Genomic DNA, 24,518 nt, shown 5'->3' with positions numbered 1-24,518 from the left:
AAACAATCGCCTCAAAGGTATTTAAAAGGTATTATTAGATGGTATGTTAAAGGCGTACCCTCTCTGACATGCAGGATTAAAAAATGAAAACGAAAGTCCAACTGTCATTCATGATGTTTGTTGAATGGTTTATCTGGGGCGCCTGGTTTGTGCCGCTGTGGCTGTGGCTGAGCAAAAGCGGCTTCACCGCCGGGGAAATCGGCTGGTCCTATGCCTGTACCGCCATTGCCGCGATCCTCTCGCCTATTCTTGTCGGCTCGCTGACCGACCGCTTCTTCGCCGCGCAGAAAGTGCTGGCGGTACTGATGTTTGCCGGCGCCATTCTGATGTACTTCGCCGCACAGCAAACCCAGTTCAGCACCTTCTTCCCGCTGCTGCTGGCCTACTCGCTCACCTATATGCCGACCATCGCGCTGACCAACAGCATCGCCTTCGCCAACGTGGACGACGTCGAGGCCGATTTCCCGCGCATCCGCGTGATGGGCACCATCGGCTGGATCGCCTCGGGCCTGGCGTGCGGGTTCCTGCCGCAGATGATGGGCTATAGCGATATCTCCGACACCAACATCCCGCTGCTGATGACCGCCGCCAGCTCTGCGCTGCTGGGCGTGTTCGCCCTGTTCCTGCCAAACACACCGCCGAAGAGCACCGGCAAGCTGGACGTCAAGGTAATGCTGGGGCTGGACGCGCTGATCCTGCTGCGCGACAAAAACTTCCTGGTTTTCTTCTTCTGCTCGTTCCTGTTCGCGATGCCGCTGGCCTTCTACTACATCTTCGCCAACGGCTACCTCACCGAAGTGGGGATGAAAAACGCCACCGGCTGGATGACCCTCGGCCAGTTCTCCGAAATCTTCTTTATGCTGGCCCTGCCGTTCTTCACCAAACGCTTTGGTATTAAGAAGGTCTTACTGCTGGGCCTGATCACCGCCGCTATCCGCTACGGTTTCTTTGTTTACGGCGGCGCGGATCAGTACTTCACCTACGCCCTGCTGTTCCTCGGCATACTGCTGCACGGCGTGAGCTACGACTTCTACTACGTGACCGCGTACATCTACGTGGACAAAAAAGCGCCGGCGCACATGCGCACCGCGGCGCAGGGCTTGATTACGCTGTGCTGTCAGGGCTTCGGTAGCCTGCTGGGTTACCGCCTGGGCGGCGTGATGATGGAAAAAATGTTCGCTTACAAAGAGCCGGTGAATGGGCTGACCTTCAACTGGGCCGGAATGTGGACGTTTGGCGCAATCATGATTGCCGTGATTGCCGTGCTGTTTATGCTGTTTTTCCGCGAATCGGATAAAGAGATCGCCGCAATTGAGGTGGTCGATAGCGATACCGCGCTGACACAAGGGGAAGTTAAATGAAACAAGAACGTATTCTCGGTGCTCTTTACGGGCAGGCGTTAGGGGATGCGATGGGCATGCCGTCGGAGCTGTGGCCGAGAAAGCGCGTTAAGGCGCACTTCGGCTGGATCGACCGTTTCTTACCCGGCCCGGCAGAGAACAATGCGGCCTGCTATTTCAACCAGGCCGAGTTCACCGACGATACCTCGATGGCGCTCTGCCTGGCGGATGCGATTATCGAGTGCGACGGGCAGATTAACGCGGACGTTATCGGCAAGCATATTCTTAACTGGGCGCTGGATTTTGACGCGTTCAATAAGAACGTGCTTGGCCCCACCTCGAAAATTGCCCTCAACGCCATTCGCGACGGCAGGCCGGTGAGCGAGCTGGAAAACAACGGCGTGACCAACGGGGCGGCGATGCGCGCCTCTCCGCTGGGCTGCCTGCTCCCGGCAACGCGTCTGGAGCACTTTGTCGAGCAGATCGCGCTGGCCTCCAGCCCAACGCATAAATCGGACCTCGCCATTGCCGGTGCGGCTGTTATTGCGTGGGCAATTTCACGCGCCGTCGACGGCGAACGCTGGCAGAACATCGTTGATGCCCTGCCGGGGATCGCCCGCTATGCGCAGGAAGCGAAAACCACCACCTTCAGCGCATCGCTTGCGGCGCGTATCGAGCTGGCACTGAAAACCGTACGAGAAGCCAACGGGATTGAATCCGCGAGCGAGGCGGTGTATCAGCTCGTCGGCGCGGGCACCAGCACCATCGAATCCGTTCCGGCGGCGATTGCAATGGTCGAACTGGCGGGAACCGATCCGAACCGCTGCGCCATTTTATGCGCCAACCTGGGCGGCGATACCGATACCATTGGCGCGATGGCAACGGCAATCTGCGGCGCGCTGCACGGCGTGCAGGCGATCGATCCGGCTCTGAAGGCCGAACTCGACGCCGTAAACCAGCTCGATTTTGGCCACTATTGCGAAAAGCTCCTGCACTATCGGGAGCAAAGGGAGGGCGTATGAGTTCGTTTGCCCAACGCCTTGAAGCGCTGCGCGCCACGCGTCCGGTGACGGTGCTGGGCGCGGCGGTGATTGACGTTATCGCCGACGCCTACGCCCTGCCCTGGCGCGGGTGCGATATCGAGCTTAAGCAGCAGGGCGTCAATATCGGCGGCTGCGCGCTGAATATTGCTATCGCCCTGAAGCGGCTCGGCATTTCGTCACAAAACGCCCTGCCCGTCGGACACGGCGTGTGGGCGGATATTATCCGCAACGCGATGGCGAAGCAGGATCTGCACAGCGCCGTAGAGGCCGAAGCTGGCGATAACGGCTGGTGCCTGGCGCTGGTGGAGCCTGACGGCGAGCGCACCTTTATGTCCTTTAGCGGCGTGGAGAACCAGTGGCAGCCGAGCTGGCTTGACGGGCTTAACGTTCCGAAGAATAGCCTGGTTTCGTTGTCCGGCTACCAGCTGGCCTCGCAGTGCGGAGAACTGCTGACGGCCTGGCTGGAAGGACTGCGTGACGTGACGGCCTTTATCGATTTCGGCCCCCGCATCGCGGACGTTCCCGACGCGCTGATGGCGCGGATTATGGCCTGCGGGCCGATCGTATCGCTCAATCGCCAGGAAGCAGAGATTGCCGCTGAAAGATTCGGATTCGTCGTGGATACCCTGGGCGCACAGTGGCAGCAGCGCTTTGGTGCTCCGCTGATAGTGCGCCATGATAAAGACGGCGCAGCCTGGTACGACGGTGACGCCTCTGGCGTTGTTCCGGCGTTTCCTGCCACGGTTGTGGATACCATTGGTGCGGGCGATAGCCACGCGGGAGGCACGCTCGCGGGGCTGGCGGCGGGATGGACGCTTCCAGATGCGGTGCTGCTGGGGAATGCGGTAGCCGCCTGGGTGGTCAGCCACCGCGGCGGCGACTGTGCGCCAACCCGCGAGGAATTACTCCTCGCACACGAAGACGTATAGATCGCTGCGGCAGTAGCTGATGCTGTACTCAATCGGCCGGTGCTGTTGGTCAAGCGCAACCTGCTTGATCACCAGCACCGGTATTTTTTCGTCCATCTTAATGTGCGTCTGAAACTCGCTGTCCGGCATGCGGGCGCTCACGCGGGAGCGGGTGCGCTGAGGAAAGATATTCTGGCTGCGGAAGTAATCGTACAGCGAGACGCCGATCGCATCGGGATCGTGGATGAATCCCGTCGGCACCCAGGACTCTTCAATGGAGACCGCATCATCATCAACGTAACGAATGCGCTTGAGCAAAAAGACCTCGCTGTCCGGCGCGATCGAAAGATGATTAGCCACCTCTTGGGGGCATTTCACCACCCGCTTGTTGACCCACAGGGTGTTGGGCTTTTTGCCCCGCAGCACCACCTGCTGTGAGAACCCGCGCGCCTCCTTCAGCGAATACTCGAAGATGTTATTGATTTGCGTCCCGTAGCCGCGGGAGCGCGTGACCACGCCCTCCTCCTCAAGCGCCTGCATTGCCTTACGCACTGTGATGCGCGACACGCCGGTTAACTGGCTCAGATCTCGCTCGCCGGGCAGGATATTCCCGTGCTCCAGCACGCCGCTGCGTACCGCGTTTTTTACCGTTTCGGCAAATTTCAGGTACAGCGGCGTCTTGTCTGCTGCTGAGATCCGTTCATTCAGCTGAGCGATTAGCCGGGTATGCGCTTGTTCCATCTCTGTTTTTCTCAGGCGTGGTGTTTACAGCCATTATACTGAGTTACCACCATGCATGAAAATGGTGAACCGGTCCAATACCGTGACCGACCTCCAGAGTATCGGCTTTTGCCAGCGCCGCCGAGAGCCAACTCTTGGCTTCCTGCACCGTATCTGCCCAGCCGCTGTGCCGCGGTCGCAGCGCCGCCAGCGCGGCAGAGAGCGTGCAGCCCGTGCCGTGGGTGTTTTTGGTCTGCACGCGCGGGGCGGTAAAGCGCGTTTCACCGTCGCGGGTGAAGAGCCAGTCCGGGCTTTCGGCGTCGTCAAGATGCCCGCCCTTCATCAGCACTGCGCCGCAGCCCATCGCCAGCAGCGCCCGCCCCTGCTCTTTCATTTCACGTTCCGTTTGCGCGTGCGCAGCGTCCAGCAGCGCCGCGGCTTCCGGCAGGTTTGGCGTAATCAGCGCCACCTGCGGCAACAGCTTTTTGCGCAACGTCTCAACGGCAGAGGCGGAGAGCAGCGGGTCACCGCTTTTTGCCAGCATCACGGTATCGAGCACCACGTTTTGCACCTGATAGCGTTTAAGACGCTCGGCCACCGCGTCGACGATATCCGTCTCGGCCAGCATGCCGATTTTGGTGGTATCAATGCGCACGTCGCTAAACACCGAATCCAGCTGCGCGGCGACAAAATCCGGTTCGATATGGTAGACCGACTGTACGCCGCGCGTATTTTGCGCCACCAGCGCGGTAATCACGGAACAGCCGTATGCGCCAAGCGCGGAGAAGGTTTTCAGGTCAGCCTGGATGCCTGCGCCGCCGCTTGGGTCGGTGCCGGCAATGGTGAGTGCGTTGATTCGCTTCATGCCTGCTCCTCCAGCGTATAAAGCGCGTCGAGAAACGCGCTTGCGAAGCTGCCGGGACCGCGTGACTGCGCCACGGCGACCGTTCCGGCGCGCTTCATCCATCCGCAGGCGGCGGCGATGTTATCCAGCCGGTCGCCGGGCAGTGAACAGCTGGCTGCCACGACTGCCGAGAGCGCGCAGCCTGTGCCGACGACGCGGGTCATTAGCGGATCGCCACCCGTAACGGTGCGTATCCTCTGTCCGTCAGTGACGTAATCCACTTCTCCCGTCACGACCACGATGGTATTGACCTGGCGCGCCAGCGCCTGTGCTGCGGGAAGCGCCGTAGAAGCGGTATCGGTCGTATCGACCCCGCGACCGCCCGCGCTCATTCCGGCAAGGGCGAGAATTTCCGACGCATTGCCGCGAATGGCTGCAGGTTTGAGGGTGAGGATTTGATGGCAGAAACGGGTGCGGAACGCCAGCGCGCCTACGGCGACCGGGTCGAGCGTCCAGGGTTTGCCCGCGTCCACCGCGCTTTCAATTGCACGACGCATCGACTGGGCGCGCGGCGCGGTCAGCGTGCCGACGTTGATCAGCAGCGCATCGGCTAGCGCCGCAAACTGTTCAGCCTCTTCGGCTTCGATCACCATCGCCGGAGAGGCACCCAGCGCGAGCAGAACGTTGGCCGTAAAGGCCTGAACGACGTCGTTAGTCATACAGTGGGTGAGCGGAGAACGGGTACGGAACTGATGTAAAACGTGTAGATCGAGCAGGTCAGGCTGCATGGTTTCGCTCCTGCCGTGCGGAAAGAAGCGATGACCGGGAAGGCATCTGACTTCCCTACGCTGGCATTATCCAGATCAGGTAATACGGGTATTTCTCAGCCTTCAACGAAGAAGGGCACCCCGAGTCAAATTACTGATAAAACAATTAGTTAAAATCAATTAACCTATCAATACCTAGTTTAACCGGGGCCGTAGGCAAGGTGCAAGGTGTTTCGAGGTATCACCGGGTTTATCAGGCAGAAAATCCTTATGCGTTTTTCACTCATTATCCTGCTTACATTGAGATTACGTTAATTGTGTTTTTTTATAGTTATTTGCTCATTACAAAACTATTATTCCAGGCTTTGTTATATTTATATTTTTTTGATTTGTCATTTGTTTTATTAGATGCGAAATATTCTTTCGTACGAAACCCAAAAAGAAAATCACTTTAAATTATTAAGGCAAACAACATCATTCCCATCAATAGCTTAACATTCGGCCTTCACTGGTCATTCCAGAAATAACCTAATGTATACATTAAATAAAGTCTCCCGGCACCACCCCCGACCACTTAGTATATTCAGATCATTTATGATTTAGATCAAAATCATTACTTTGGCTTTAATTGATAGTTTATTCCCGTTACTAAAAAAGAATGTGCAGCGATTAGCAGACACTGACATAACTTTCTGCTTAATGAAACCCAAACTATTTTATTAATTTTTTAATACCTTAATGATGTGAGTTCTTCAAATGAAAGCTTTTAATAAATCTGCAGTTTCAATTGTTGTTGTAAGCGTTGTGTTAGTGGGTTCATTCGATGTGGCGAGGGCGGCCGTTATAAGTACCGATGACGTTCAGGATTCATTAGGCTGGACGCAAACGCAGATTAATAAACAATTCGGCGATCAAACTCAAGGTAATTACGACCGCATTTCTAACGTTGACGGCGATGTTATTAAGATCAAACAAGAAAACTTGCTGCGTGATGATGCAATACTTCTGGCTGGCAATAAAGCAGGCCAGGCGTTACAGCAGAACGTGGTAAATGGCTCTAATATCCTTACTCTGCAGAATGATGTCGGAAACTTAAAGGGCGATATTGCAAACGTTGACCGTGAAGCCAAATTGGCCGGAGTGCTGGCAGACACCGCCAACAAAAAAGGGGATGCTGCTTTAACAGGCGTTGCGGCTAACGGTAATGCCATTATCACCGTTGAACGCATCAATGGCGTTCAGGATAGCCGCCTTGACGCCCTGGAAAAAGCCCCCAAAGCCACCAACGGTATCAACGGCAAAGACGGCGCGAAAGGCGATAAAGGCGATACCGGCGCACAGGGCGCTACCGGGCTGAATGGCCGCGACGGCCAAAAAGGCAAGGACGGCGTGACGACCACCGTTACTAAAATGCAAGTTGATACCGTTACGCAGGCGAAAGTCGTCAAAAACAGCCAGACGATTACCACTACTGCGCAGGATTTGCAGGCAACGAAGCAAACGTTGCAGGCCATAAATAACAATTCTAACCAGCAGTTTAAATCGCTGCATGATGAGGTGGATAATAACCGAAAACAAGCCAACGCCGGGATTTCAGGAGCAATGGCGATGGCGGGCCTGCCCCAGGTACAGACCAATCAGCACGTCATGTTTTCTGCTGGCGGTGCGACCTACAATGGTGAAAGCGCTCTTGCGGTAGGTGCCTCCGTTAATTTCAATGCCAATGTTATCGCAAAAGTGAGTTTCTCTGATGACACCGCGAATAATATGGGCGCGTCGGTAGGCATAGGTATGGGCTTTTGAAGATTCAGTTCAGAGAGCAGCTTTATATAATGCCCTCTCATCTCAGATGAGAATAATGATAATAAGCCATAGCATGTCCAAATACATTTTTATTTCTGCCGTTCTGTACCTGATGCTTATTTCTGTCGGGGTGTGGATTGGCGTAATGTACGTTTCCTATAACCTGTGTCATTATTAAGGTTTTGCAATGAAAACAAAATTAGCCCTGATTGCGCTGTTATTCACCGTCGCGGCGGCTCCGGCCCATGCCATTAACGCTCACTATCGCGCGCAGCTGGAGCGCTCCGGATGTACCCAGCTTAGCGATGGCGACGGCTCGTGTGATATTCACAAAACCAAAGCGGAAAACGCGGCGGGGCACCAGCAGACAACGGCTATCCACGATCCCATGCGTGAGGCGTCCTTCTCTTCTGGCACCGTTAATGCCACGATTTCAAACGGCTTTTTTAACGCCACGGTGAATGGCAAAAAAGCGATCGTCAAACGCCTGAATGCTAACTTCTATGAAATACAGGGAGACGGGTTTGTTATATCCATTAGCCTCGATGCAAAGGGTATTACGGATGCAAGCTGGAATAAAACCAAAGGTCGCGAGAACGGCATTTTGCAGGTAACGCAGAAATAACGATCGCAAGGAGGTTTTTCGCCTCCTTTTCTCCTGGAAAAAGGCACGATTTGTAACACTCTTCCGTCTACTTTTACAGTCTGCGAAAAGGTACCGTAAGCGCCTGTTTTCATTGTACAGAACGCGTACTTTTATCGCCGAAAAGCGGGATATCTCACCTCCTGCACGCTATGTAACAAAACAGTAAACAAATTAACCATTGAGCCCCGTCTAAAAAGGCTCTATATTGGCGGCGTTTTTTAGACACCCCCATCTGTTTTTTAACTTTTTATTCAATCGTGGCGCATAACGAAGCCGCGGTTGTAGGAGTGATATGATGACGGATAAAGTCCGTATTGACACCGTAGATGCCCATAAAAGCAACGAAACCTATCTGGCCCGTCAGGCCGAGTTTGAATCTAACGTCAGGAGTTATCCGCGCAAGCTGCCTTTAGCGATTACTAAAGCAGATGGCGTGTGGATCACCGATGCAGATAATAAAGAATACCTTGACTGTTTAGCCGGCGCTGGCACCCTTGCGCTTGGCCACAATCATCCTGATGTGCTGAAAAGCATCCAAAATGTCATTACCAGCGGCTTGCCGTTACATACATTGGATCTGACTACGCCTCTGAAAGACGCGTTTTCCGAATATTTGCTGTCTCTGCTGCCTGGTCAGGGCAAAGAGTATTGCCTGCAGTTCACCGGTCCATCCGGTGCTGACGCCGTTGAAGCGGCGCTGAAGCTGGCGAAAAAAGTGACCGGTCGCAGCGGTATCATCAGCTTCTCTGGTGGTTACCACGGCATGACCCACGGCGCGCTGTCCGTCACCGGCAACCTGTCTCCGAAAGAAGCGGTTGACGGTATGATGCCAGAAGTCCAGTTCATGCCTTATCCGCACGAGTACCGCTGCCCGCTGGGTATCGGTGGTGAAGCGGGCGTGAAAGCGCTGACTTACTATTTCGATAACCTGATCAACGACGTTGAAAGCGGCGTGCGTAAACCTGCTGCGGTGATCCTGGAAGCGGTTCAGGGCGAAGGCGGCGTGAACCCGGCTCCGGCTGAGTGGCTGCAGCGCATCCGTAAAGTGACTCAGGAACACGGCATTCTGCTGATCCTCGACGAAGTTCAGGCGGGCTTTGCGCGTACCGGTAAATTCTTCGCCTTCGAACACGCCGGCATTGAGCCAGACATCATCGTGATGTCTAAAGCTGTCGGTGGCGGCCTGCCGCTGGCCGTGCTCGGTATCAAAAAGCAGTTCGACGCATGGGCGCCGGGGCACCATACCGGCACCTTCCGCGGCAACCAGCTGGCGATGGCAACCGGTCTGACGACCCTGAAAATCCTGAAAGACCAGAACATCGCGGGCAAAGTGGCTGCACAGGGCGAATGGCTGAAAGACCAGCTGAAAGCGCTGGCTAAACGCTACCCTGTTATCGGTCACGTTCGCGGTCTGGGCATGATGATCGGTATTGAAATCGTTAAGCCAAACGAAGCGGCTGACCATATGGGCTGCTTCCCGGGCGACGGCGAGCTGTCTGCGCTGATTCAGAAGAAATGCTTCGAAAACGGCCTGATTCTGGAGCGCGGCGGCCGTAACGGCATCGTTCTGCGTCTGCTGCCGTCTCTGCTGATTAGCGATGACGAGCTGAAGATCTTCCTGGATAAATTCGAGCAGGCGCTGCTTGCTGCGGGCGTTCGCCCGGCGTAACCGGAGTTGTTGATTACGATGTCTGATTCAAACCCAATTTTGTTCTCCTCTGCGCGGAGCATTGACGCTTACCAGCAGGCGATTGAACAAAGCACTCAGGCTGTGATGCAGTGGCTGAAACAGCCTGAGATGTACCAGGGCAAAACGGTCGCGGAACTGCGCGACCGTATTAAGCTGGATTTCAATCCGAAAGGGCTGGGCAACGACGCGGCGATTGAACGCGCCGTGGAGTTCTTCCTGAAAGACAGCCTGTCCGTTCATCACCCACAGTGCGTGGCGCATCTGCACTGCCCAAGCCTGGTCGTCAGCCAGGCGGCGGAAGTGCTGATCAACGCCACTAACCAGAGTATGGACTCCTGGGATCAAAGCCCGTCCGCAACCATCATCGAAATTAAGCTGATCGAATGGCTGCGTACCCGCGTGGGTTATCAGGCTGGCGACGCGGGTGTCTTCACCAGCGGCGGCACCCAGAGCAACCTGATGGGCCTGATGCTGGCGCGCGATGCGTTCTTCGCGCGTCAGGGTCACTCCGTTCAGCAGGACGGCCTGGTGGGCGATCTGCGCAAAATTCGCGTGCTGTGCTCCGAGAACGCACACTTCTCCGTGCAGAAAAACATGGCGCTGATGGGTCTGGGCTACCAGTCCGTGGTGCAGGTGAAAACGGACGAATTCTCCCGCATGGATCTGACCGATCTGGCGGCGAAAATTGAGCAGTGCAACGCGAACGGCGAACAGATTCTGGCGATCGTCGCGACGGCAGGTACCACCGACGCCGGTGCTATCGATCCGCTGCGTGCCATTGCTGAACTGGCGGCCAAGCAGAACATCTGGGTACACGTTGATGCGGCCTGGGGCGGCGCGCTGCTGATGTCCGAGCAGTATCGTCACTACCTGGACGGTATCGATCTGGTGGATTCCATTACCCTGGACTTCCACAAGCAGTTCTTCCAGACCATCAGCTGCGGCGCGTTCCTGCTGAAAGAAGCGCGTCACTATGAGCTGATGCGCTACCAGGCGGCCTACCTGAACTCTGAGTTTGACGAAGAAGCAGGCGTGCCTAACCTAGTGTCCAAGTCTCTGCAGACCACCCGTCGTTTCGACGCGCTGAAGCTGTGGATGAGCCTGGAAGCGCTGGGTCAGGAGCAGTACGCGGCGATCATCGATCACGGCGTGACGCTGGCGCAGCAGGTCGCGGCCTACGTGAAAGAGCAGCCTGCTCTGGAGCTGGTCATGCAGCCGCAGCTGGCGAGCGTGCTGTTCCGCTTCCGTCCTCAGGCGCAGATGGATGATGCAGGTATCGCCCTGCTGAACCAGAAGATTGGCGATGCGCTGCTGGAGTCTGGCCGCGCCAACGTCGGCGTGACCGAGCATAACGGCATCACCTGCCTGAAGCTGACGCTGCTGAACCCAACCGTGACGCTGGAGGATGTTAAAGTCCTGCTGTCTCTGGTTGAGCGTACCGCACAGGAAGTTCTGGCGAAGTAATGCGTATCCCCTCTTCCGCTGGAGGAGGGGATATTTTTAGACCCCAGCCCACCACATTCTCATTTTCATTCCCCAGTAGCTTGTCCAGCCCGTGGTCGTACTGACGACGTTGCCCTTAGACACTATCACCAGCGTCGGCGTTACGCTCACCTGCCACTGTTGCGATAGCGCGCCATTGATGTCATTCACGATCGGCATTGTCAGCTGTTTCTTTTCACGCCAGCGTTCCAGCTTTGCATCGTCGCCCGAACGCATCGCGATGCTGACGACATTCCCGCCCTCGCCTGCCAGCTTATCCACCGACGGGGTCGTAAAACGGCAGATGCTGCACCAGGTCGCCCAGACGTAAATCAGCAGCGGCCGCTCCTGGCTGAGCGCCGTCAAATCGTAGGTTGTCCCGTCGATACTTTGCATCGGCATCGCACTGAAGTTGTCGGGCAGCGTCGGCTGACGGTACCGATCTACGCCCCACATTACGGCCAGCGCCAGCAGAATAAAAATAATCCCTTCCCGCGCCCAGCGGCGCAGCTTGCTGCATGTACGGTTTTCCATCGTGGCCTCATGAATTAACGAAGGTCATCTTAGCGAGCAACGGACGGCGGCGCTGTAAAGAAGTGTCGCCCTAGCGGGCGCGCAGGGTCTCGACCATCAGCGTAAAGCAGGATTCAATGAGGGGAGGAAGCGTCTGCGGCGCGCGCATGAGCGCCACCGTTCGCGCCAGCGCCGGCTGCTGTAGCTGCGCCACCTTGAGCTGCGGGTCCTGAAGATGCGTGGTATAAAGCTGCGGTAATATCGCTACGGCCAGCTTTGAGCGCACCAGCCCGTACAAGGTTTCGATGTAGTCGACCTGATAACGCGCCTGCAATGACAAACGATGGCTTTCAGCGAGCGCGCCGACCAGGCGCTGAATATTGCCTTTTGAGAACACGGCAATATCGCGCCCTACCAGCTGCTTCCAGGGCAAATGTGCTGACGTGGCCGCAGGATCGTCACGGTGTACCACCGCAACGAAAGGGTCCTCCTGCAGCGGGAATACATCCAGCTGTTCCGGAACCGAGCTGTCCAGCGCGCCAATGCCAAAGTCGATTTGACCTTTCAGCAGCTGTGCCACCAGCGCATCATTCGTTTGATCGTGAAACTCCACCTTCAGCCGCGGGAAAGCCTGCGCGAGCGTCTGGGGCAGCAGGGGAAACAGTAGCGAACTTACGGAAGGGATTAATCCGATACGCACCGTGCCGTCGCCGCCCGCCTGAACGATTTGCTGCATATCCTCAAAGGCGAGCTGGGCGACGCTGAGCACCCGCTGCGCGTGCGGCAGAATGGCGTTACCCAATTCCGTTAGCGTCACCGCAGAGGCGGTACGATTTACCAGCTTGCCGCCCAGCACCGTTTCGATTTGCCGCAGCGCGCTGCTGAGCGCGGGCTGGCTGATCGCCAGCCTGCTGGCGGTATCGGTAAAATGGCGCAGCTGCGCCAGAGTGACAAAATACTGCAGTTGTCGAAGGGAGAGCGCGGGCAGGCGCTGCCAGGGTTCCGTCGTCATTTTCTCTTTCACGCGTTACAGAATAAGCCGGAGTTATCGGCTGATAAGTTTTATCAGCTGGGCAAACGTTTGCCGGGTGCTTAGAGTAACGTCAATATTTGATTTCTGGAACGGTTAATTGCATGACTGCTGAAACCCGACGCCGCGCCGTACAGGCTGCGCGAGGCGAAACGCCTTTTGATCTGCTGCTGACGCATACCCGCATCGTCGATATGGCAACCGGTGAGATCCGCGACGCGGACGTGGGCATCGTTGGCTCGCTTATCGCCAGCGTCCACCCGCGCGGCAGCCGTACCGATGCGGCCGAGACGCAGGATCTGCACAACCGGTTCCTCTCCCCCGGGCTGATGGATACGCACGTTCACCTTGAAAGTTCGCATCTGCTGCCCGCCCGCTATGCGGAGATTGTGCTGGCCCAGGGCACCACGGCGGTATTCTGGGATCCGCACGAGCTGGCGAACGTTTTGGGCATCGAGGGCGTGCGTTTTGCCATAGACGCAAGCCGGGACCTGCCTCTGCAGGTGATGGTTGCCGCGCCCTCAAGCGTGCCGTCGACCCCCGGCCTGGAAATGTCCGGGGCGGATTTCGCCGGGGAAGAGATGAATACCCTGCTCGGCTGGCCTGAAGTGCGCGGCGTGGCAGAAGTGATGGACATGCACGGTGTGCTCAACGGCAGCCAGCGTATGCTGGAGATCCTCGACGCGGGACTGAACAGCGGCAAGCTGATTGAGGGCCACGCTCGCGGGCTTAGCGGCGCCGATTTACAGGCTTATCTGGCCGCGGGCGTGACCTCGGATCACGAACTGACCTCTGCCGATGACGCCCTGGAAAAACTGCGCGCCGGGCTGACGCTGGAAATCCGCGGATCGCACCCTTATCTGCTGCCCGATATCGTTAGCGCCCTGAAAACCTTACCGCACCTCTCCTCACAAATTACGGTCTGCACCGACGATGTCCCGCCAGATATGCTGATGGAAAAAGGCGGCATCATCGCGCTGTTGAACCTGCTTATTGAGCACGGCCTGCCAGCAACGGACGCGCTGCGCTTTGCCACGCTGAATGCCGCCATTCGCCTGCAGCGCAACGATCTCGGGCTGATCGCCGCCGGGCGGCGCGCGGATCTGGTGGTGTTTGACTCGCTGGAAAAGCTCACCGCACGCCAGGTCTACGTGGCAGGAAAATTGATTGCCCGGGATGGGGCAATGTTAGAACCGATCGTGGAAAAGCCGTTGCCGCTCCCGCGTGATACCGTGCAGCTGTCTGAACTGGCCGCGAGTGATTTCCGTATGCTTATTGCCAACGCGAACCACGGCGTTGCCCGCCTGCGCCATATTAGCGGCGCTCGCTTTACCCGCTGGGGAGAAACCGACGTGCGGGTGGGCAACGGGCAGGTAGAGATACCGGAAGGATTTAGCCTCATTTGGGTGCAGCATCGCCACGCGCGCCATGCGGCGAAACCGCAAATTGCGCTGCTGGAAGGGTGGGGAGAACTGCGCGGTGCCATTGCGACCAGCTACTCTCACGACTCGCACAATCTGGTGGTGCTGGGACGCGATCCTGATGAGATGGCGCTAGCCGCCAACGCCCTGATCCAAAGCGGTGGCGGAATGGCGCTGGTGCAAAACGGCAGGATTATCGCCCACGTCGCCATGCCGATTGCGGGTATGCTCTCCGAGCTGCCGCCGTCTGAGCTGGCAGCGCAGTTCCGCGAGCTGCGCGACCGCAGCAGCCTGATTGCCGACTGGGAGCCGCCGTACCGGGTGTTTAAGGCCATCGAAGGAACCTGCCTGGCCTGTAACGCCGGGCCGCATTTGACCGATCTTGGACTGACCGACGGCAGCACGCGCCAGATTGTCGATCCGCTGATCTCTTACCGGGAAACCCCGGACACAACACAATAAGACTGAAGGAGAGCCGGATAATGGCCGACAACACCGTGAATTCGCCAGCACCAGGGAGCTGGCTTGAACGTCGTTTTGCACTGCACACCCGTGGAAGCACCGTACGTACCGAGTGCCTGGCAGGGATCACCGGATTTCTCGCTGCCGCCTATTTACTGGTCGTGATCCCGGGGCTGCTGGCCGTCGGCGGCATGGATAAAGGGGCGGCAACCACCGGCACCATTCTGGTGTTTGTCGCCGGTACGCTGCTGATGGCATTTTACGCTAACCTGCCCTTTATCGTCGGGCCAGGCATCGGCGGTTCGGTGCTGGTAGGCGTTACCCTCGCAGGCAGTGAAGGCATTGGCTGGCAAATTGGTCTGGGCATAGCCTGCTGGTCAGGGATCTTATTCTTCCTGCTGACCCGCTTTGGCCTGCGTGAAGTGGTCACCCGCTCCGTCCCACAATCCATCAAGCTGGGGCTCACCGCCTCCATCGGGCTGTTTGTCGCCGTTCTCGGCTTCCGCAACGCCGGGCTGGTGCTGGCGAATGCGAAAACGAACGCGTTAATGCTGGGTGATTTTCTGTCGCCAGGCGCGCTGGTGGCGCTGGCCGGCCTGTTTTTAGCCATCGCGCTGCAGGCTCGCCGTATTCCGGGGGCGATTTTATGGGCAATTCTGTTTGCCACCCTCATCGGCATCCCGCTTGGGGTGACAAAATTACCCGCCAGCTTTATCGATGTGCCTCACTCACTGGCGCCGGTACTGGGCCACGTCGATATGCTGGGCGCACTCAACATTGCCTTCCTGCCGTTCCTGTTTGTCTTTTTTGCCTCCGAGTTTTTCTCCACCATGGGAACAACCCTGGCGGTTGGCGGCGAGGCGGGTTTGCTGGATGAGGAAGGCAATATGCCACACATTAATCGTCCGTTTATGGTGGACTCGATTGCCGCCGCGATTGGCCCCTGGGTGGGTATTCCTGCCGCCACGGCGCTGATTGAATCATCGGCAGCGGCTGAGGCCGGCGGCAAAACCGGTATGACCGCGCTGGCCGCCGCCGTGATGTTCCTGCTGATGCTGCTGTTTACGCCCGTAGCGCTGATGATCCCGAAGGAAGCCACGGCCCCAGCCCTGATCCTGATTGGGCTGAATATGTTCAGCGGCTTACGTAAGGTTGATTTGGCGAATTTCACCGACGGGCTGCCGGTGCTGATGATGGTAATGATAACGCTCATTTCAAACAGCTTCGGCACGGGCATTGCCGGAGGACTGCTGTTTTACATCGTCATTAAGGCGATTGCCGGAAAATGGCGAGAAATCCCTGCAGGTCTTTGGGTCCTCGCCATTCCACTGGTGTACTACTTTGCGACGCTGGTCAGGCACTAACCTTTGCGCGTCTTCTTCGGGGTATACCCGTAGCTATACTGGCTATACCCCGAGGTGTAGTAAAGCGCGGCAGATTTCACAATATCATTGAGGATCGTACCGCTCACCTTGCCTCCCATTTGCTGAAGCCGCTTGCTGCCATTCACGATCTCTTTCACGCTGGTTTTATCAAAACGGGCTACCAGCAGGGTTGTTGCCGCCATTCTGGCAACCAACGACGCATCCGTGACGGCAAGGACCGGCGGCGTGTCGATAATCACAATGTCGTAGCGTTCGTTCATACTCGCCATGATGCTCTGAAAGCGCTCCCCTATGAGGAGTTCTGATGGATGCGCAGGCTGTGGACCGCAGGTTATAACGTCAATGCCCCCCTTCTCGAAACGCTGAACGGTATCCTGCCACTGACCGTCTCCCTGCAGCACGTTGGACAGCCCACGGTGGTTGTTCAGCTTAAAGACGTTATGCACATACCCCATCCGCATATCCGCATCGATAAACAGCACCCGCAGTCCGGCCTGTGCGGCAACCACCGCCAGCGAGGTACTGACCAGCGTTTTACCGCAATCCGGCGTCGGGCTGGAAATCATCACCATCCGATTCGCAGCATCCATCATGGTAAAGTGCAAACTGGTGCGCAGCCCCCGTACCGCTTCAACAAACATATCAGCAGGCCTGTCCACGGGCAGAAAAGGCACGTTCGCCGTTTTATGCTGCCAGTAAGACGCGAACGGATTCATTCTGCGCAGATGGGTTTGTTTCCAGAGCCATTCCGATCGCGGCAAGGTCGCCAGAACCGTCATCCCGCACGCCTCGAGCTGTTCCGTTGCGGTAACACCCCGCTTCAGCGCTGCGCGAACCAGCACCCATCCCACAGCGAGCATCAGCCCGAACAGCATCCCCATGATAATAATAACCGCTTTTCTCGGCTGGATTGGCTTAGGCTGCGTCACCGCAGTATCGATAATCCGCACGTTCCCGATCGCGCTTGAGCGAGAAATATTCAGCTCCTGCTGGCGGGTTAACAGCTGCAGGTAAATGGTGCGCCCGGACTCCACATCCCGACTCAGGCGCAGAATTTCCTGCTGCGTAGAGGGCATCGACGACACGCGATTGTTGAGGCGCGTGCGCTGCTGCTCAAGCGTTTGCCGTTTTTCCCGTAAGGCCCGGTAGGTCGGATGGTCCTTTTTGAAGAGCTGAGAGATCTCGGCTTCGCGGAACGTCAGTTCGTTAAGCTGATTCTCCACGTTGACGACCTGGTCAAGAACCGACTTCGCCTCCAGGGATAGGTCGACAGAATCTCGCTTCTCGCGGTAGGCATTGAGTCGCGCTTCAGCCTCGTTCAGCTCGTTGCTGATTTTCGGCAGCTGGTGCTGTAAGAAAGCGAGGCTACGGGCGTCCTGCGCTTCCTGACGCGCGATATTCTGGTTGAGATAATTGTCTGCGATCGTGTTGAGAACCACGGCAATTCTGGCTGGATCTTTCCCCGTGAGGGTTAACATTATCATGCCGCTCTGCTTCGCCGATTCCGCTACCGTCAGCCTTTTTTGTAGCGCATTGATCGCTTCAAGCCGGGTGAAGGCTTTCAGGACATATTGCGTATCCGGTTCAGAGGTGAGCGAGGTAACCAGAACAGAAACGCCCCCCTTTGCCAGAGTTTGTCCGACAATGCCCTCGGCCTGGAAGGCGTCTCCCTCCAGGCGATACTTCCCCTGCCCCAGCACGGTGAGCACAAGCTCTTGCGGCTGGCCTTCCAGCAGCGGAATACTCAGCTCGCCCAGGGTCATTTCGTCCGATTGGGCTCCCCGCCCGCGCTCCCACAGGCGGCCAAACACAGGGAAAACGCGCCGTTCAACCTGATACTGTAAACCCAGCTTATCGACCGTCTCCCCGAGGATCATGCGCGATTTAAGCAGCAAAAGTTCGGGCGCCACATCGGGCGAAAGATCGGAGCCCAGCTGGCTTAAATTTTTAAGCAGCGTGTTGTCCTGCTTACCTTCTATTTGCACAAGGGCATCAGCCTGATAAATCGGCGTGGTCGTGAAGGCATACAGCGCAGCACACAACGTGAACAGAAGCGTGATCAACACTATTTTTGTACGGTGATCGTACATTTCAGCCAGGAGCTGAATGAGATCGATTTCATTCTTTTGAGGTGCGGCAGCACCATAATTGTCTGATGAGTATGACGGCATTAATGCTGAATTCCTTTTTGACCCAGGCGACGCGCCCATTCCTGACTGGCTTTGCCCAACAGTTCGAAAACGTACTCAAAGGCTTCACTGCTTTTCCGATACGGATCGGGAATGTCCTGCTGTTCCAGCCAGTGTCCGAACAACAGCGATCTTCCCCGCAGCTCAGGCGCGACAGCAGCAATGAAGTGAAGATGCTGGGGCTCCATCGCGAGAATAAGGTCAGATTTAACCATCTGGCTGCGAGTCAGCTTGCGGGCAACGTGGCCATCAAGCGAAAGACCGTGGCGCCAGGCAACGTTCAGTGCGCCTTCATCCGCCGGGCGCCCCTCAAGTCCGTGGATACCCGCCGAGGTGACCAGCTTACCGGGCAGCTGCTGGCGTAACAGCCGCTCGCCAATCGGGGAGCGGCAAATATTACCGGTGCACACCACCAATATTGAATTGAACATTATTGCGGCCACGATCGGATGTAACGCACGGTTTCGGTCAGGTCGTGCACGCCCGCGATTGTCGGCACCAGCTGCGTGATGACGCGATTCCAGCGCGACAGCGGCGCCGTGGTGACATACACAATATCGTACGGCTCAAGCTGGAATTCCGTGCCCAGCACCATTGCCGAGGCATCCTGCGCATTGAGCTGATAAATATTGGCGATTTTCCCGGTATTCCCGGATTTGCGTACCGAACGGATAACAAAAATCCCCGTAGCATCCGCCATATTCTGATTCAGCCCCCCGGCATTCCCCAGCGCTTCGGCGAGGGTCATGCCGCTACGGTCCATCTTCAGCGTGCTCTGCTTGATGACCTCCCCCATCACGAACACTTTCAGCGCATCGTTGCGAGGAACAAACAGGATATCGCCAGGATAGAGCAGCTTATTTTGAGTGAGATCGCCTTGCTGCATCAGGGCATACAGTGAAATACGAGAATCCTGACCGTTGTGGGTGAGCACCACGTTGCGCCAGTCGGCGTCGGCAGAAAGCCCACCGGCGGCATTAACGGCATCCATTACCGTCAAGGGAATATTGGTGATGGCCTGCTGTCCTGATTTCGCCACCTCTCCGGTCACATAGGCTTTTTGCGACCGGAACGAGGCCACGCTGACGTCCACCTGCGGGCTTTCAATGACGTTATCCAGCCGAGCGGTGATCTCCTCGCGTACCTGGGAAACCGTTTTTCCCGCGACGTGCAGTTTGCCCACGTAGGGATAGAAGAGCGTACCATCGGCATTTACCCAGTTGCCCGCATCGCTTGCGCTACGGTACTGCCCGGCGGGCGTCGTAAGCTCAGGGTGATCCCAGACGGTGACCGTCAGGATGTCACCGGTCCCAATGCGGTATTCCCAGTTTTTCACCTGCTCATCCAGATTAGGATTTGCCTGAGATTTAGCGGCCGCAGGGCGCAGTTTTTCGATAAGCGCGGGGGTGAGTGGATAAATATCTACCTGGTTATCCAGGTTATTATTTTGATCCGCAGAAACAATTATTTGTTTCCCTGACGTATTAAGCGTTTGCCCGGGAGAAATTACGCACCCGGTTAACTGACTTATTGATAAGAATATTACAGAAATTGCCGTTGTGTTTTTCATTTATATAAATTTATTATCCATGCTCGCGGGAAACGCGTACAGTACATCAAGCCCGCGCTCACCAGTCCCTAGAACTACTTAGCTTTCAATTCATCATAAAAAATATAATGTTACGCAACGATGAAGTAAAACATGCGCCACCTCACGTTGGCCCGCAATGAATTAAAAGGATTCACTATTAAAAATAGTAAATCCTCGTCCAATAAAATGCACGCCATACTGAGTCCAAACTTATATTAATAATGTATTTTCAGAATTAATCCAGCAAAGCCATAGTTCAAATGAATTATTCCCACGATAATGCATTCACGTAAAAAATAGCATTAACCTTTCGCACTACACAAAGCCGTCCAGTTTTGTTACATTTTTTTTCGAACATACTCTGCTGTGGCACTTAAAATGGGCTGTCATGCTGTCAACGAAACAGCAGGCTGAGAGTATCAGTAACGGTATAACTGGAGAAAAAATGGCTAAGCGTAAATGGCTGCTTCTGGGTGTCGTCATGTCTCTGGCGAGTGCGGCTTATGCTGCTCCGCAAACGGCGTCCGCACCTTCTGGCATCAAGGCCTATGAAGAACAAGAGTTCATTGCCGATTTCACAAAGTTCAAGATTGGTGACACGGCTCCGGCGCAGTACCAAACGCCTGAGTACACTATTAAACAGTATCAGCTGCGTAATCTACCGGCGCCTGATGCCGGTACCCACTGGACCTATATGGGCGAAAACTACGTTCTGATTGGCGATACTGACGGCAAAATCTACAAAGCCTACAACGGAGATATCTTCTATCACCGCTGATGCGATCCTGATCCGTCCGTGGCAGGAGAGCGATCGTCCTTTCCTGCGCACGCTCTATCTGCATGCCCGTCGCGCTGCCTGGCCCTGGATGAACGATGCCGAATGGCAGCTAGAGGACTTCGACGCGGTAACCCGTGACGAACAGATTTGGGTGGCGGTTCAGGACGGGCATCGGCTTGGCTTCGCCTCCGTCTGGACGAACGATAATTTTCTGCACAATCTGTTTGTCGATCCGCAGTATCAGAGCCAGGGCGTGGGTAAGCGATTGCTGGAGCAGGTGCAAAAGACGTTTACCAGCACCGGTGCGTTGAAATGCCTGGTGAAGAATGAGCGGGCGGTTGCGTTTTACCAGCGTAACGGCTGGCACATTGAGGCAACAGGGGTTTCTCCGGACGGAGAGTACTATCTGATGCACTATCGGTTGGGTTAAAGTCGGGTGGCGGCTTCGCCTTACCCGACCTACGTGATGGTGCCATTTGTAGGCCGGGTAAGGCGAAGCCGCCACCCGGCACTATCGCGCAGAGACGTTACACCGCGCGGAACGCAATCTCGCTCGGAATGACCTCACCCTGCCAGTAAAGCTGCGCCGCAACGCGCCCTGCCAGCTGGCGATACATATCCGCAAATTCGCTGTCCGGACGGCTCACCACCGTTGGCTTACCGCTGTCCAGATCTTCACGCAGCGTGATGTGCAGCGGCATCTGGCCCAGCAGTTGGGTGTGATACTGCGCCGCCAGCTTTTCCGCACCGCCGGTGCCAAAGATAGGCTCATGGTGTCCACAGTTGCTGCAGATGTGCATGCTCATGTTCTCGACGATACCCAGCACAGGCACTTCCACCTTCTCGAACATCACGATGCCCTTTTTGGCGTCGATCAGCGCGATATCCTGCGGCGTGGTGACGACGACAGCGCCCGTCACGGGAATGTTCTGCGCCAGCGTCAGCTGAATGTCACCGGTGCCCGGCGGCATGTCCAGCACCAGATAATCGAGATCCGGCCACATGGTTTCCTGCAGCATCTGCATCAGCGCCTTGCTGGCCATCGGCCCGCGCCAGACCATCGCGTTATCGTCGGTTACCAGATAACCGATGGAGTTAGTCGCCAGCCCGTGCGCCATGATGGGCGCCATGTGGGTGCCGTCCGGCGAGGTTGGGCGCTGGTTTTCCGCCCCCAGCATGTTTGGAATGGACGGGCCATAAATGTCCGCATCCAGAATACCGACTTTTGCCCCTTCGGCTGCCAGCGCGAGCGCCAGGTTTACCGCCGTGGAGGATTTACCCACCCCGCCCTTGCCCGAGCTGACGGCGATGATGTTTTTCACGCCGTTCACGCCAGGCTGGTTTTTCACCCGCTTCAGCGTGGCGATGCTGTGGCTCAGCTTCCAGTCGATGGCTTTTGCGCCAGTAATGCGCAGCAGCTCAGAGCTGGTTTGCTCTTTCAGCGCGTCGAAAGCGCTGGTCCAGACGAACGGCATCTGCAGCTCAACGTGCAGCGTATCGTCCAGCCAGGCGACGTGGTGAAGCGCTTTCAGCGTCGTGAGATTGTGCTTCAGGGTTGGATGCTGAAAATTAGCCAGCGTCCCGGCGACCATTGCTCGTAAGGCTTCCGGTGATTTGGCCTGGGATTGAGAACTCATCCCGACTCCTTTGTTCTTGTGAATAAGACCTTAGATGAACAAGTTTACCTGAAAGGCCGTGGTTTGTGCTTACTTAATAATGCCCCTTTTGGTAATATCAAAAACCCTTTTCACAGTTAAAAGAAGTAATGCCTACTATGACTCAAGTCGCGAAAAAAATTCTGGTAACGTGCGCACTGCCGTACGCCAACGGCTCAATCCACCTCGGCCACATGCTGGAGCATATCCAGGCTGATGTCTGGGTCCGTTACCAGCGAATGCGCGGCCACGAGGTTAACTTCATCTGTGCGGACGATGCCCACGGCACGCCGATCATGCTGAAAGCGCAGCAGCTGGGGATTTCCCCGGAGCAGATGATTGCCGAAATGAGTCAGGAGCATCAGACCGATTTTGCTGGCTTTGACATCAGCTATGACAACTATCACTCCACCCACAGCGACGAAAACCGCGAGCTGTCGGAGCTGATCTACGGCCGTCTGAAAGAGAACGGTTTTATCAAAAACCGCACTATCTCTCAGCTGTACGATCCGGAAAAAGGCATGTTCCTGCCGGACCGTTTCGTCAAGGGCACCTGTCCGAAGTGTAAATCCCCGGACCAGTACGGCGATAACTGCGAAGTGTGCGGCGCGACCTACAGCCCGACCGAGCTTATCGAGCCGAAATCCGTGGTTTCCGGCGCCACACCTGTGATGCGTGACTCCGAGCACTTCTTCTTCGACCTGCCGTCCTTCAGCGAAATGCTGCAGGCGTGGACCCGCAGCGGCGCGCTGCAGGAGCAGGTGGCGAACAAGATGCAGGAGTGGTTCGAATCCGGCCTGCAGCAGTGGGATATTTCCCGCGATGCGCCCTACTTCGGCTTTGAGATCCCGAACGCGCCGGGCAAATATTTCTACGTCTGGCTGGATGCGCCTATCGGCTACATGGGCTCCTTTAAGAACCTGTGCGATAAGCGCGGCGACACCACCAGCTTCGACGAATACTGGAAGAAAGATTCCGACGCCGAGCTGTATCACTTCATCGGTAAAGACATCGTTTACTTCCACAGCCTGTTCTGGCCGGCGATGCTGGAAGGCAGCAACTTCCGCAAGCCAACCAACCTGTTCGTACATGGCTACGTGACGGTGAACGGCGCGAAGATGTCCAAATCTCGCGGAACGTTCATCAAGGCCAGCACCTGGCTGAACCACTTCGATGCGGACAGCCTGCGCTATTACTACACCGCGAAGCTCTCTTCCCGCATCGACGATATCGACCTGAACCTGGAAGATTTCGTGCAGCGCGTGAACGCGGACATCGTCAACAAGGTGGTGAACCTGGCGTCCCGTAACGCGGGCTTTATTGCCAAGCGCTTCGACGGCGTGATGGCCGCTGAGCTGGCCGATCCTGCCCTGTACCAAACCTTCACCGACGCGGCGGCCACCATTGGCGAAGCGTGGGAAGCGCGCGAGTTCGGTAAAGCGGTGCGTGAAATCATGGCGCTGGCTGACCTGGCAAACCGCTATGTGGACGAGCAGGCGCCGTGGGTAGTCGCTAAGCAGGAAGGCCGCGATGCCGATCTGCAGGCCATCTGCTCCATGGGCATCAACCTGTTCCGCGTGCTGATGACCTACCTGAAGCCGGTTCTGCCGCAGCTGGCAGCCCGCGCTGAAGCGTTCCTGAACGCTGAACTGACCTGGGATGCAATTGCGCAGCCGCTGCTCGGCCACAAGGTGAACACCTTCAAGGCGCTGTATAACCGCATCGAGATGAAGCAGGTTGAAGCTCTGGTAGAAGCATCCAAAGAAGAAGTGAAGGCGGCTGCTGCGCCGGTCACCGGCCCGCTGGCGGACGATCCGATTCAGGAAACCATCACCTTTGATGATTTCGCCAAAATCGACCTGCGCGTGGCGCTGATTGAAAACGCGGAGTTCGTGGAAGGTTCTGACAAGCTGCTGCGCCTGACGCTGGATCTGGGCGGCGAGAAGCGCAACGTCTTCTCCGGCATCCGTTCAGCGTATCCGGACCCGCAGGTGCTGATCGGTCGCCAGACCGTGATGGTGGCAAACCTTGCGCCGCGCAAAATGCGCTTCGGCATCTCCGAGGGGATGGTGATGGCCGCAGGCCCTGGCGGAAAAGATATCTTCCTGTTAAGCCCTGACGAAGGCGCGAAGCCGGGCCAGCAGGTGAAATAACAAAAAAGCCGGATTCTTATCCGGCTTTTTTTTGCCGGGTGGCGGCTTCGCCTTACCCGGCCTACAAAACCCGTAGGCCCTGCAAGCGCAGCGCCGCT

The 24,518-nt window shown here is 56.6% G+C and carries 21 protein-coding genes and 1 riboswitch; of the genes, 12 read left to right on the top strand and 9 right to left on the bottom strand.

The features are described from left to right. Positions 1-83: 83 nt before the first annotated feature. From E0L20_RS17260 to E0L20_RS17250, 3 genes are read left to right on the top strand one after another with little or no spacing between them, the layout of a single operon-like run. Complete coding sequence (locus tag E0L20_RS17260; protein ID WP_131635022.1) at positions 84-1,361, top strand: nucleoside permease; 1,278 nt, start codon at positions 84-86, stop codon at positions 1,359-1,361. Beyond that, complete coding sequence (locus E0L20_RS17255) at positions 1,358-2,362, top strand: ADP-ribosylglycohydrolase family protein (protein ID WP_131635021.1); 1,005 nt, start codon at positions 1,358-1,360, stop codon at positions 2,360-2,362. The genes E0L20_RS17260 and E0L20_RS17255 overlap by 4 nt, the downstream gene beginning before the upstream one ends. Then, positions 2,359-3,312, top strand: coding sequence for a PfkB family carbohydrate kinase (locus tag E0L20_RS17250; RefSeq protein ID WP_131635020.1), 954 nt, complete (start codon positions 2,359-2,361; stop codon positions 3,310-3,312). The genes E0L20_RS17255 and E0L20_RS17250 overlap by 4 nt, the downstream gene beginning before the upstream one ends. Here the strand turns inward: E0L20_RS17250 and E0L20_RS17245 are convergent. From E0L20_RS17245 to thiM, 3 genes are read right to left on the bottom strand one after another with little or no spacing between them, the layout of a single operon-like run. Continuing rightward, positions 3,286-4,032: a GntR family transcriptional regulator gene (locus tag E0L20_RS17245; RefSeq protein ID WP_131635019.1), complete on the bottom strand. Its 747-nt coding sequence runs from the start codon at positions 4,030-4,032 to the stop codon at positions 3,286-3,288. The two genes, E0L20_RS17250 and E0L20_RS17245, sit on opposite strands and share 27 nt — an antisense overlap. A 43-nt stretch (positions 4,033-4,075) precedes the next feature. Continuing rightward, positions 4,076-4,876 carry a bifunctional hydroxymethylpyrimidine kinase/phosphomethylpyrimidine kinase gene (gene thiD / locus E0L20_RS17240; RefSeq protein WP_131635018.1) on the bottom strand — a complete coding sequence of 267 codons (801 nt, stop codon included), beginning with the start codon at positions 4,874-4,876 and terminating at the stop codon, positions 4,076-4,078. Beyond that, on the bottom strand, positions 4,873-5,643 hold the full coding sequence (thiM, locus tag E0L20_RS17235) for a hydroxyethylthiazole kinase (protein ID WP_131635017.1): 771 nt from the start codon (positions 5,641-5,643) through the stop codon (positions 4,873-4,875). Before thiM ends, thiD begins: the two co-directional genes overlap by 4 nt. 35 nt (positions 5,644-5,678) lie before the next feature. Then, positions 5,679-5,776, bottom strand: a riboswitch (TPP riboswitch). A 602-nt stretch (positions 5,777-6,378) separates the two neighbouring features. Here thiM and E0L20_RS24100 point away from each other — a divergent pair. The 4 genes from E0L20_RS24100 (at position 6,379) to E0L20_RS17215 (ending at position 11,225) form a co-directional block, all read left to right on the top strand. After that, complete coding sequence (locus E0L20_RS24100; protein ID WP_242673416.1) at positions 6,379-7,425, top strand: YadA C-terminal domain-containing protein; 1,047 nt, start codon at positions 6,379-6,381, stop codon at positions 7,423-7,425. Positions 7,426-7,612: 187 nt separating this feature from the next. Continuing rightward, complete coding sequence (locus tag E0L20_RS17225; protein ID WP_131635016.1) at positions 7,613-8,050, top strand: hypothetical protein; 438 nt, start codon at positions 7,613-7,615, stop codon at positions 8,048-8,050. Between the two features lie 313 nt (positions 8,051-8,363). Next, positions 8,364-9,740 (top strand): diaminobutyrate--2-oxoglutarate transaminase, encoded by a 1,377-nt coding sequence (locus E0L20_RS17220; protein WP_131635015.1) that lies wholly within the window; start codon positions 8,364-8,366, stop codon positions 9,738-9,740. Between the two features lie 18 nt (positions 9,741-9,758). Beyond that, complete coding sequence (locus tag E0L20_RS17215; protein ID WP_131635014.1) at positions 9,759-11,225, top strand: pyridoxal phosphate-dependent decarboxylase family protein; 1,467 nt, start codon at positions 9,759-9,761, stop codon at positions 11,223-11,225. Positions 11,226-11,261: 36 nt separating this feature from the next. Here the strand turns inward: E0L20_RS17215 and E0L20_RS17210 are convergent, their stop codons facing one another. Next, the gene (locus tag E0L20_RS17210) at positions 11,262-11,777 is read right to left on the bottom strand and encodes a protein disulfide oxidoreductase (protein WP_131635013.1); all 516 of its coding nucleotides are present in this window, start codon (positions 11,775-11,777) and stop codon (positions 11,262-11,264) included. A gap of 70 nt (positions 11,778-11,847) precedes the next feature. After that, positions 11,848-12,768, bottom strand: coding sequence for a LysR family transcriptional regulator (locus tag E0L20_RS17205; RefSeq protein ID WP_131635012.1), 921 nt, complete (start codon positions 12,766-12,768; stop codon positions 11,848-11,850). A gap of 122 nt (positions 12,769-12,890) precedes the next feature. Between E0L20_RS17205 and E0L20_RS17200 the strand changes: the two genes are divergently transcribed. Together E0L20_RS17200 and E0L20_RS17195 are read left to right on the top strand one after the other, a co-directional pair. Further along, entirely contained in the window at positions 12,891-14,669 is a 1,779-nt protein-coding gene (locus E0L20_RS17200; RefSeq protein ID WP_131635011.1) for an adenine deaminase, read from the top strand. A gap of 20 nt (positions 14,670-14,689) precedes the next feature. Next, complete coding sequence (locus E0L20_RS17195; protein WP_131635010.1) at positions 14,690-16,033, top strand: NCS2 family permease; 1,344 nt, start codon at positions 14,690-14,692, stop codon at positions 16,031-16,033. Here E0L20_RS17195 and E0L20_RS17190 read toward each other — a convergent pair. From E0L20_RS17190 to E0L20_RS17180, 3 genes are read right to left on the bottom strand one after another with little or no spacing between them, the layout of a single operon-like run. Then, a complete protein-coding gene (locus tag E0L20_RS17190; protein ID WP_131635009.1) occupies positions 16,030-18,225 on the bottom strand; it encodes a polysaccharide biosynthesis tyrosine autokinase in 2,196 nt (731 codons plus the stop codon). The genes E0L20_RS17195 and E0L20_RS17190 overlap by 4 nt on opposite strands. Further along, positions 18,225-18,674 carry an arsenate reductase/protein-tyrosine-phosphatase family protein gene (locus E0L20_RS17185; RefSeq protein WP_131635008.1) on the bottom strand — a complete coding sequence of 150 codons (450 nt, stop codon included), beginning with the start codon at positions 18,672-18,674 and terminating at the stop codon, positions 18,225-18,227. Before E0L20_RS17185 ends, E0L20_RS17190 begins: the two co-directional genes overlap by 1 nt. Beyond that, positions 18,674-19,813 carry a polysaccharide export protein gene (locus tag E0L20_RS17180; RefSeq protein ID WP_131635007.1) on the bottom strand — a complete coding sequence of 380 codons (1,140 nt, stop codon included), beginning with the start codon at positions 19,811-19,813 and terminating at the stop codon, positions 18,674-18,676. Before E0L20_RS17180 ends, E0L20_RS17185 begins: the two co-directional genes overlap by 1 nt. Before the next feature lie 466 nt (positions 19,814-20,279). On the opposite strand from E0L20_RS17180, the gene E0L20_RS17175 reads away from it, so the two are divergent. Both E0L20_RS17175 and E0L20_RS17170 read left to right on the top strand, forming a co-directional pair. Beyond that, a complete protein-coding gene (locus tag E0L20_RS17175) occupies positions 20,280-20,612 on the top strand; it encodes an RcnB family protein (RefSeq protein ID WP_131635006.1) in 333 nt (110 codons plus the stop codon). Next, complete coding sequence (locus E0L20_RS17170; protein ID WP_131635094.1) at positions 20,557-21,042, top strand: GNAT family N-acetyltransferase; 486 nt, start codon at positions 20,557-20,559, stop codon at positions 21,040-21,042. The genes E0L20_RS17175 and E0L20_RS17170 overlap by 56 nt, the downstream gene beginning before the upstream one ends. Before the next feature lie 97 nt (positions 21,043-21,139). Here the strand turns inward: E0L20_RS17170 and apbC are convergent, their stop codons facing one another. Continuing rightward, on the bottom strand, positions 21,140-22,249 hold the full coding sequence (gene apbC / locus E0L20_RS17165; RefSeq protein WP_131635005.1) for an iron-sulfur cluster carrier protein ApbC: 1,110 nt from the start codon (positions 22,247-22,249) through the stop codon (positions 21,140-21,142). A 137-nt stretch (positions 22,250-22,386) separates the two neighbouring features. On the opposite strand from apbC, the gene metG reads away from it, so the two are divergent. Beyond that, entirely contained in the window at positions 22,387-24,420 is a 2,034-nt protein-coding gene (gene metG, locus E0L20_RS17160) for a methionine--tRNA ligase (RefSeq protein ID WP_131635004.1), read from the top strand. The last annotated feature ends 98 nt before the right edge of the window (positions 24,421-24,518 follow it).

The organism is Enterobacter wuhouensis (genome assembly GCF_004331265.1).
GTDB lineage: Bacteria > Pseudomonadota > Gammaproteobacteria > Enterobacterales > Enterobacteriaceae > Enterobacter > Enterobacter wuhouensis.
The sequence above is the reverse complement of the archived record's forward strand: the minus strand, read 5'-3'. Positions and strand labels throughout refer to the sequence as shown.

Bases quoted from the DNA above. Each gene is read 5' to 3' on its own strand.
- thiD (WP_131635018.1), bottom strand. From the start codon at position 4,876: ATGAAGCGAATCAACGCACTCACCATTGCCGGCACCGACCCAAGCGGC.
- thiM (WP_131635017.1), bottom strand. From the start codon at position 5,643: ATGCAGCCTGACCTGCTCGATCTACACGTTTTACATCAGTTCCGTACC.
- E0L20_RS17260 (WP_131635022.1), top strand. From the start codon at position 84: ATGAAAACGAAAGTCCAACTGTCATTCATGATGTTTGTTGAATGGTTT.
- E0L20_RS17220 (WP_131635015.1), top strand. From the start codon at position 8,364: ATGATGACGGATAAAGTCCGTATTGACACCGTAGATGCCCATAAAAGC.
- E0L20_RS17200 (WP_131635011.1), top strand. From the start codon at position 12,891: ATGACTGCTGAAACCCGACGCCGCGCCGTACAGGCTGCGCGAGGCGAA.
- E0L20_RS17250 (WP_131635020.1), top strand. From the start codon at position 2,359: ATGAGTTCGTTTGCCCAACGCCTTGAAGCGCTGCGCGCCACGCGTCCG.
- metG (WP_131635004.1), top strand. From the start codon at position 22,387: ATGACTCAAGTCGCGAAAAAAATTCTGGTAACGTGCGCACTGCCGTAC.
- E0L20_RS24100 (WP_242673416.1), top strand. From the start codon at position 6,379: ATGAAAGCTTTTAATAAATCTGCAGTTTCAATTGTTGTTGTAAGCGTT.
- E0L20_RS17245 (WP_131635019.1), bottom strand. From the start codon at position 4,032: ATGGAACAAGCGCATACCCGGCTAATCGCTCAGCTGAATGAACGGATC.
- E0L20_RS17210 (WP_131635013.1), bottom strand. From the start codon at position 11,777: ATGGAAAACCGTACATGCAGCAAGCTGCGCCGCTGGGCGCGGGAAGGG.
- apbC (WP_131635005.1), bottom strand. From the start codon at position 22,249: ATGAGTTCTCAATCCCAGGCCAAATCACCGGAAGCCTTACGAGCAATG.
- E0L20_RS17190 (WP_131635009.1), bottom strand. From the start codon at position 18,225: ATGCCGTCATACTCATCAGACAATTATGGTGCTGCCGCACCTCAAAAG.
- E0L20_RS17205 (WP_131635012.1), bottom strand. From the start codon at position 12,768: ATGACGACGGAACCCTGGCAGCGCCTGCCCGCGCTCTCCCTTCGACAA.
- E0L20_RS17195 (WP_131635010.1), top strand. From the start codon at position 14,690: ATGGCCGACAACACCGTGAATTCGCCAGCACCAGGGAGCTGGCTTGAA.
- E0L20_RS17185 (WP_131635008.1), bottom strand. From the start codon at position 18,674: ATGTTCAATTCAATATTGGTGGTGTGCACCGGTAATATTTGCCGCTCC.
- E0L20_RS17175 (WP_131635006.1), top strand. From the start codon at position 20,280: ATGGCTAAGCGTAAATGGCTGCTTCTGGGTGTCGTCATGTCTCTGGCG.
- E0L20_RS17215 (WP_131635014.1), top strand. From the start codon at position 9,759: ATGTCTGATTCAAACCCAATTTTGTTCTCCTCTGCGCGGAGCATTGAC.
- E0L20_RS17255 (WP_131635021.1), top strand. From the start codon at position 1,358: ATGAAACAAGAACGTATTCTCGGTGCTCTTTACGGGCAGGCGTTAGGG.
- E0L20_RS17180 (WP_131635007.1), bottom strand. From the start codon at position 19,813: ATGAAAAACACAACGGCAATTTCTGTAATATTCTTATCAATAAGTCAG.
- E0L20_RS17225 (WP_131635016.1), top strand. From the start codon at position 7,613: ATGAAAACAAAATTAGCCCTGATTGCGCTGTTATTCACCGTCGCGGCG.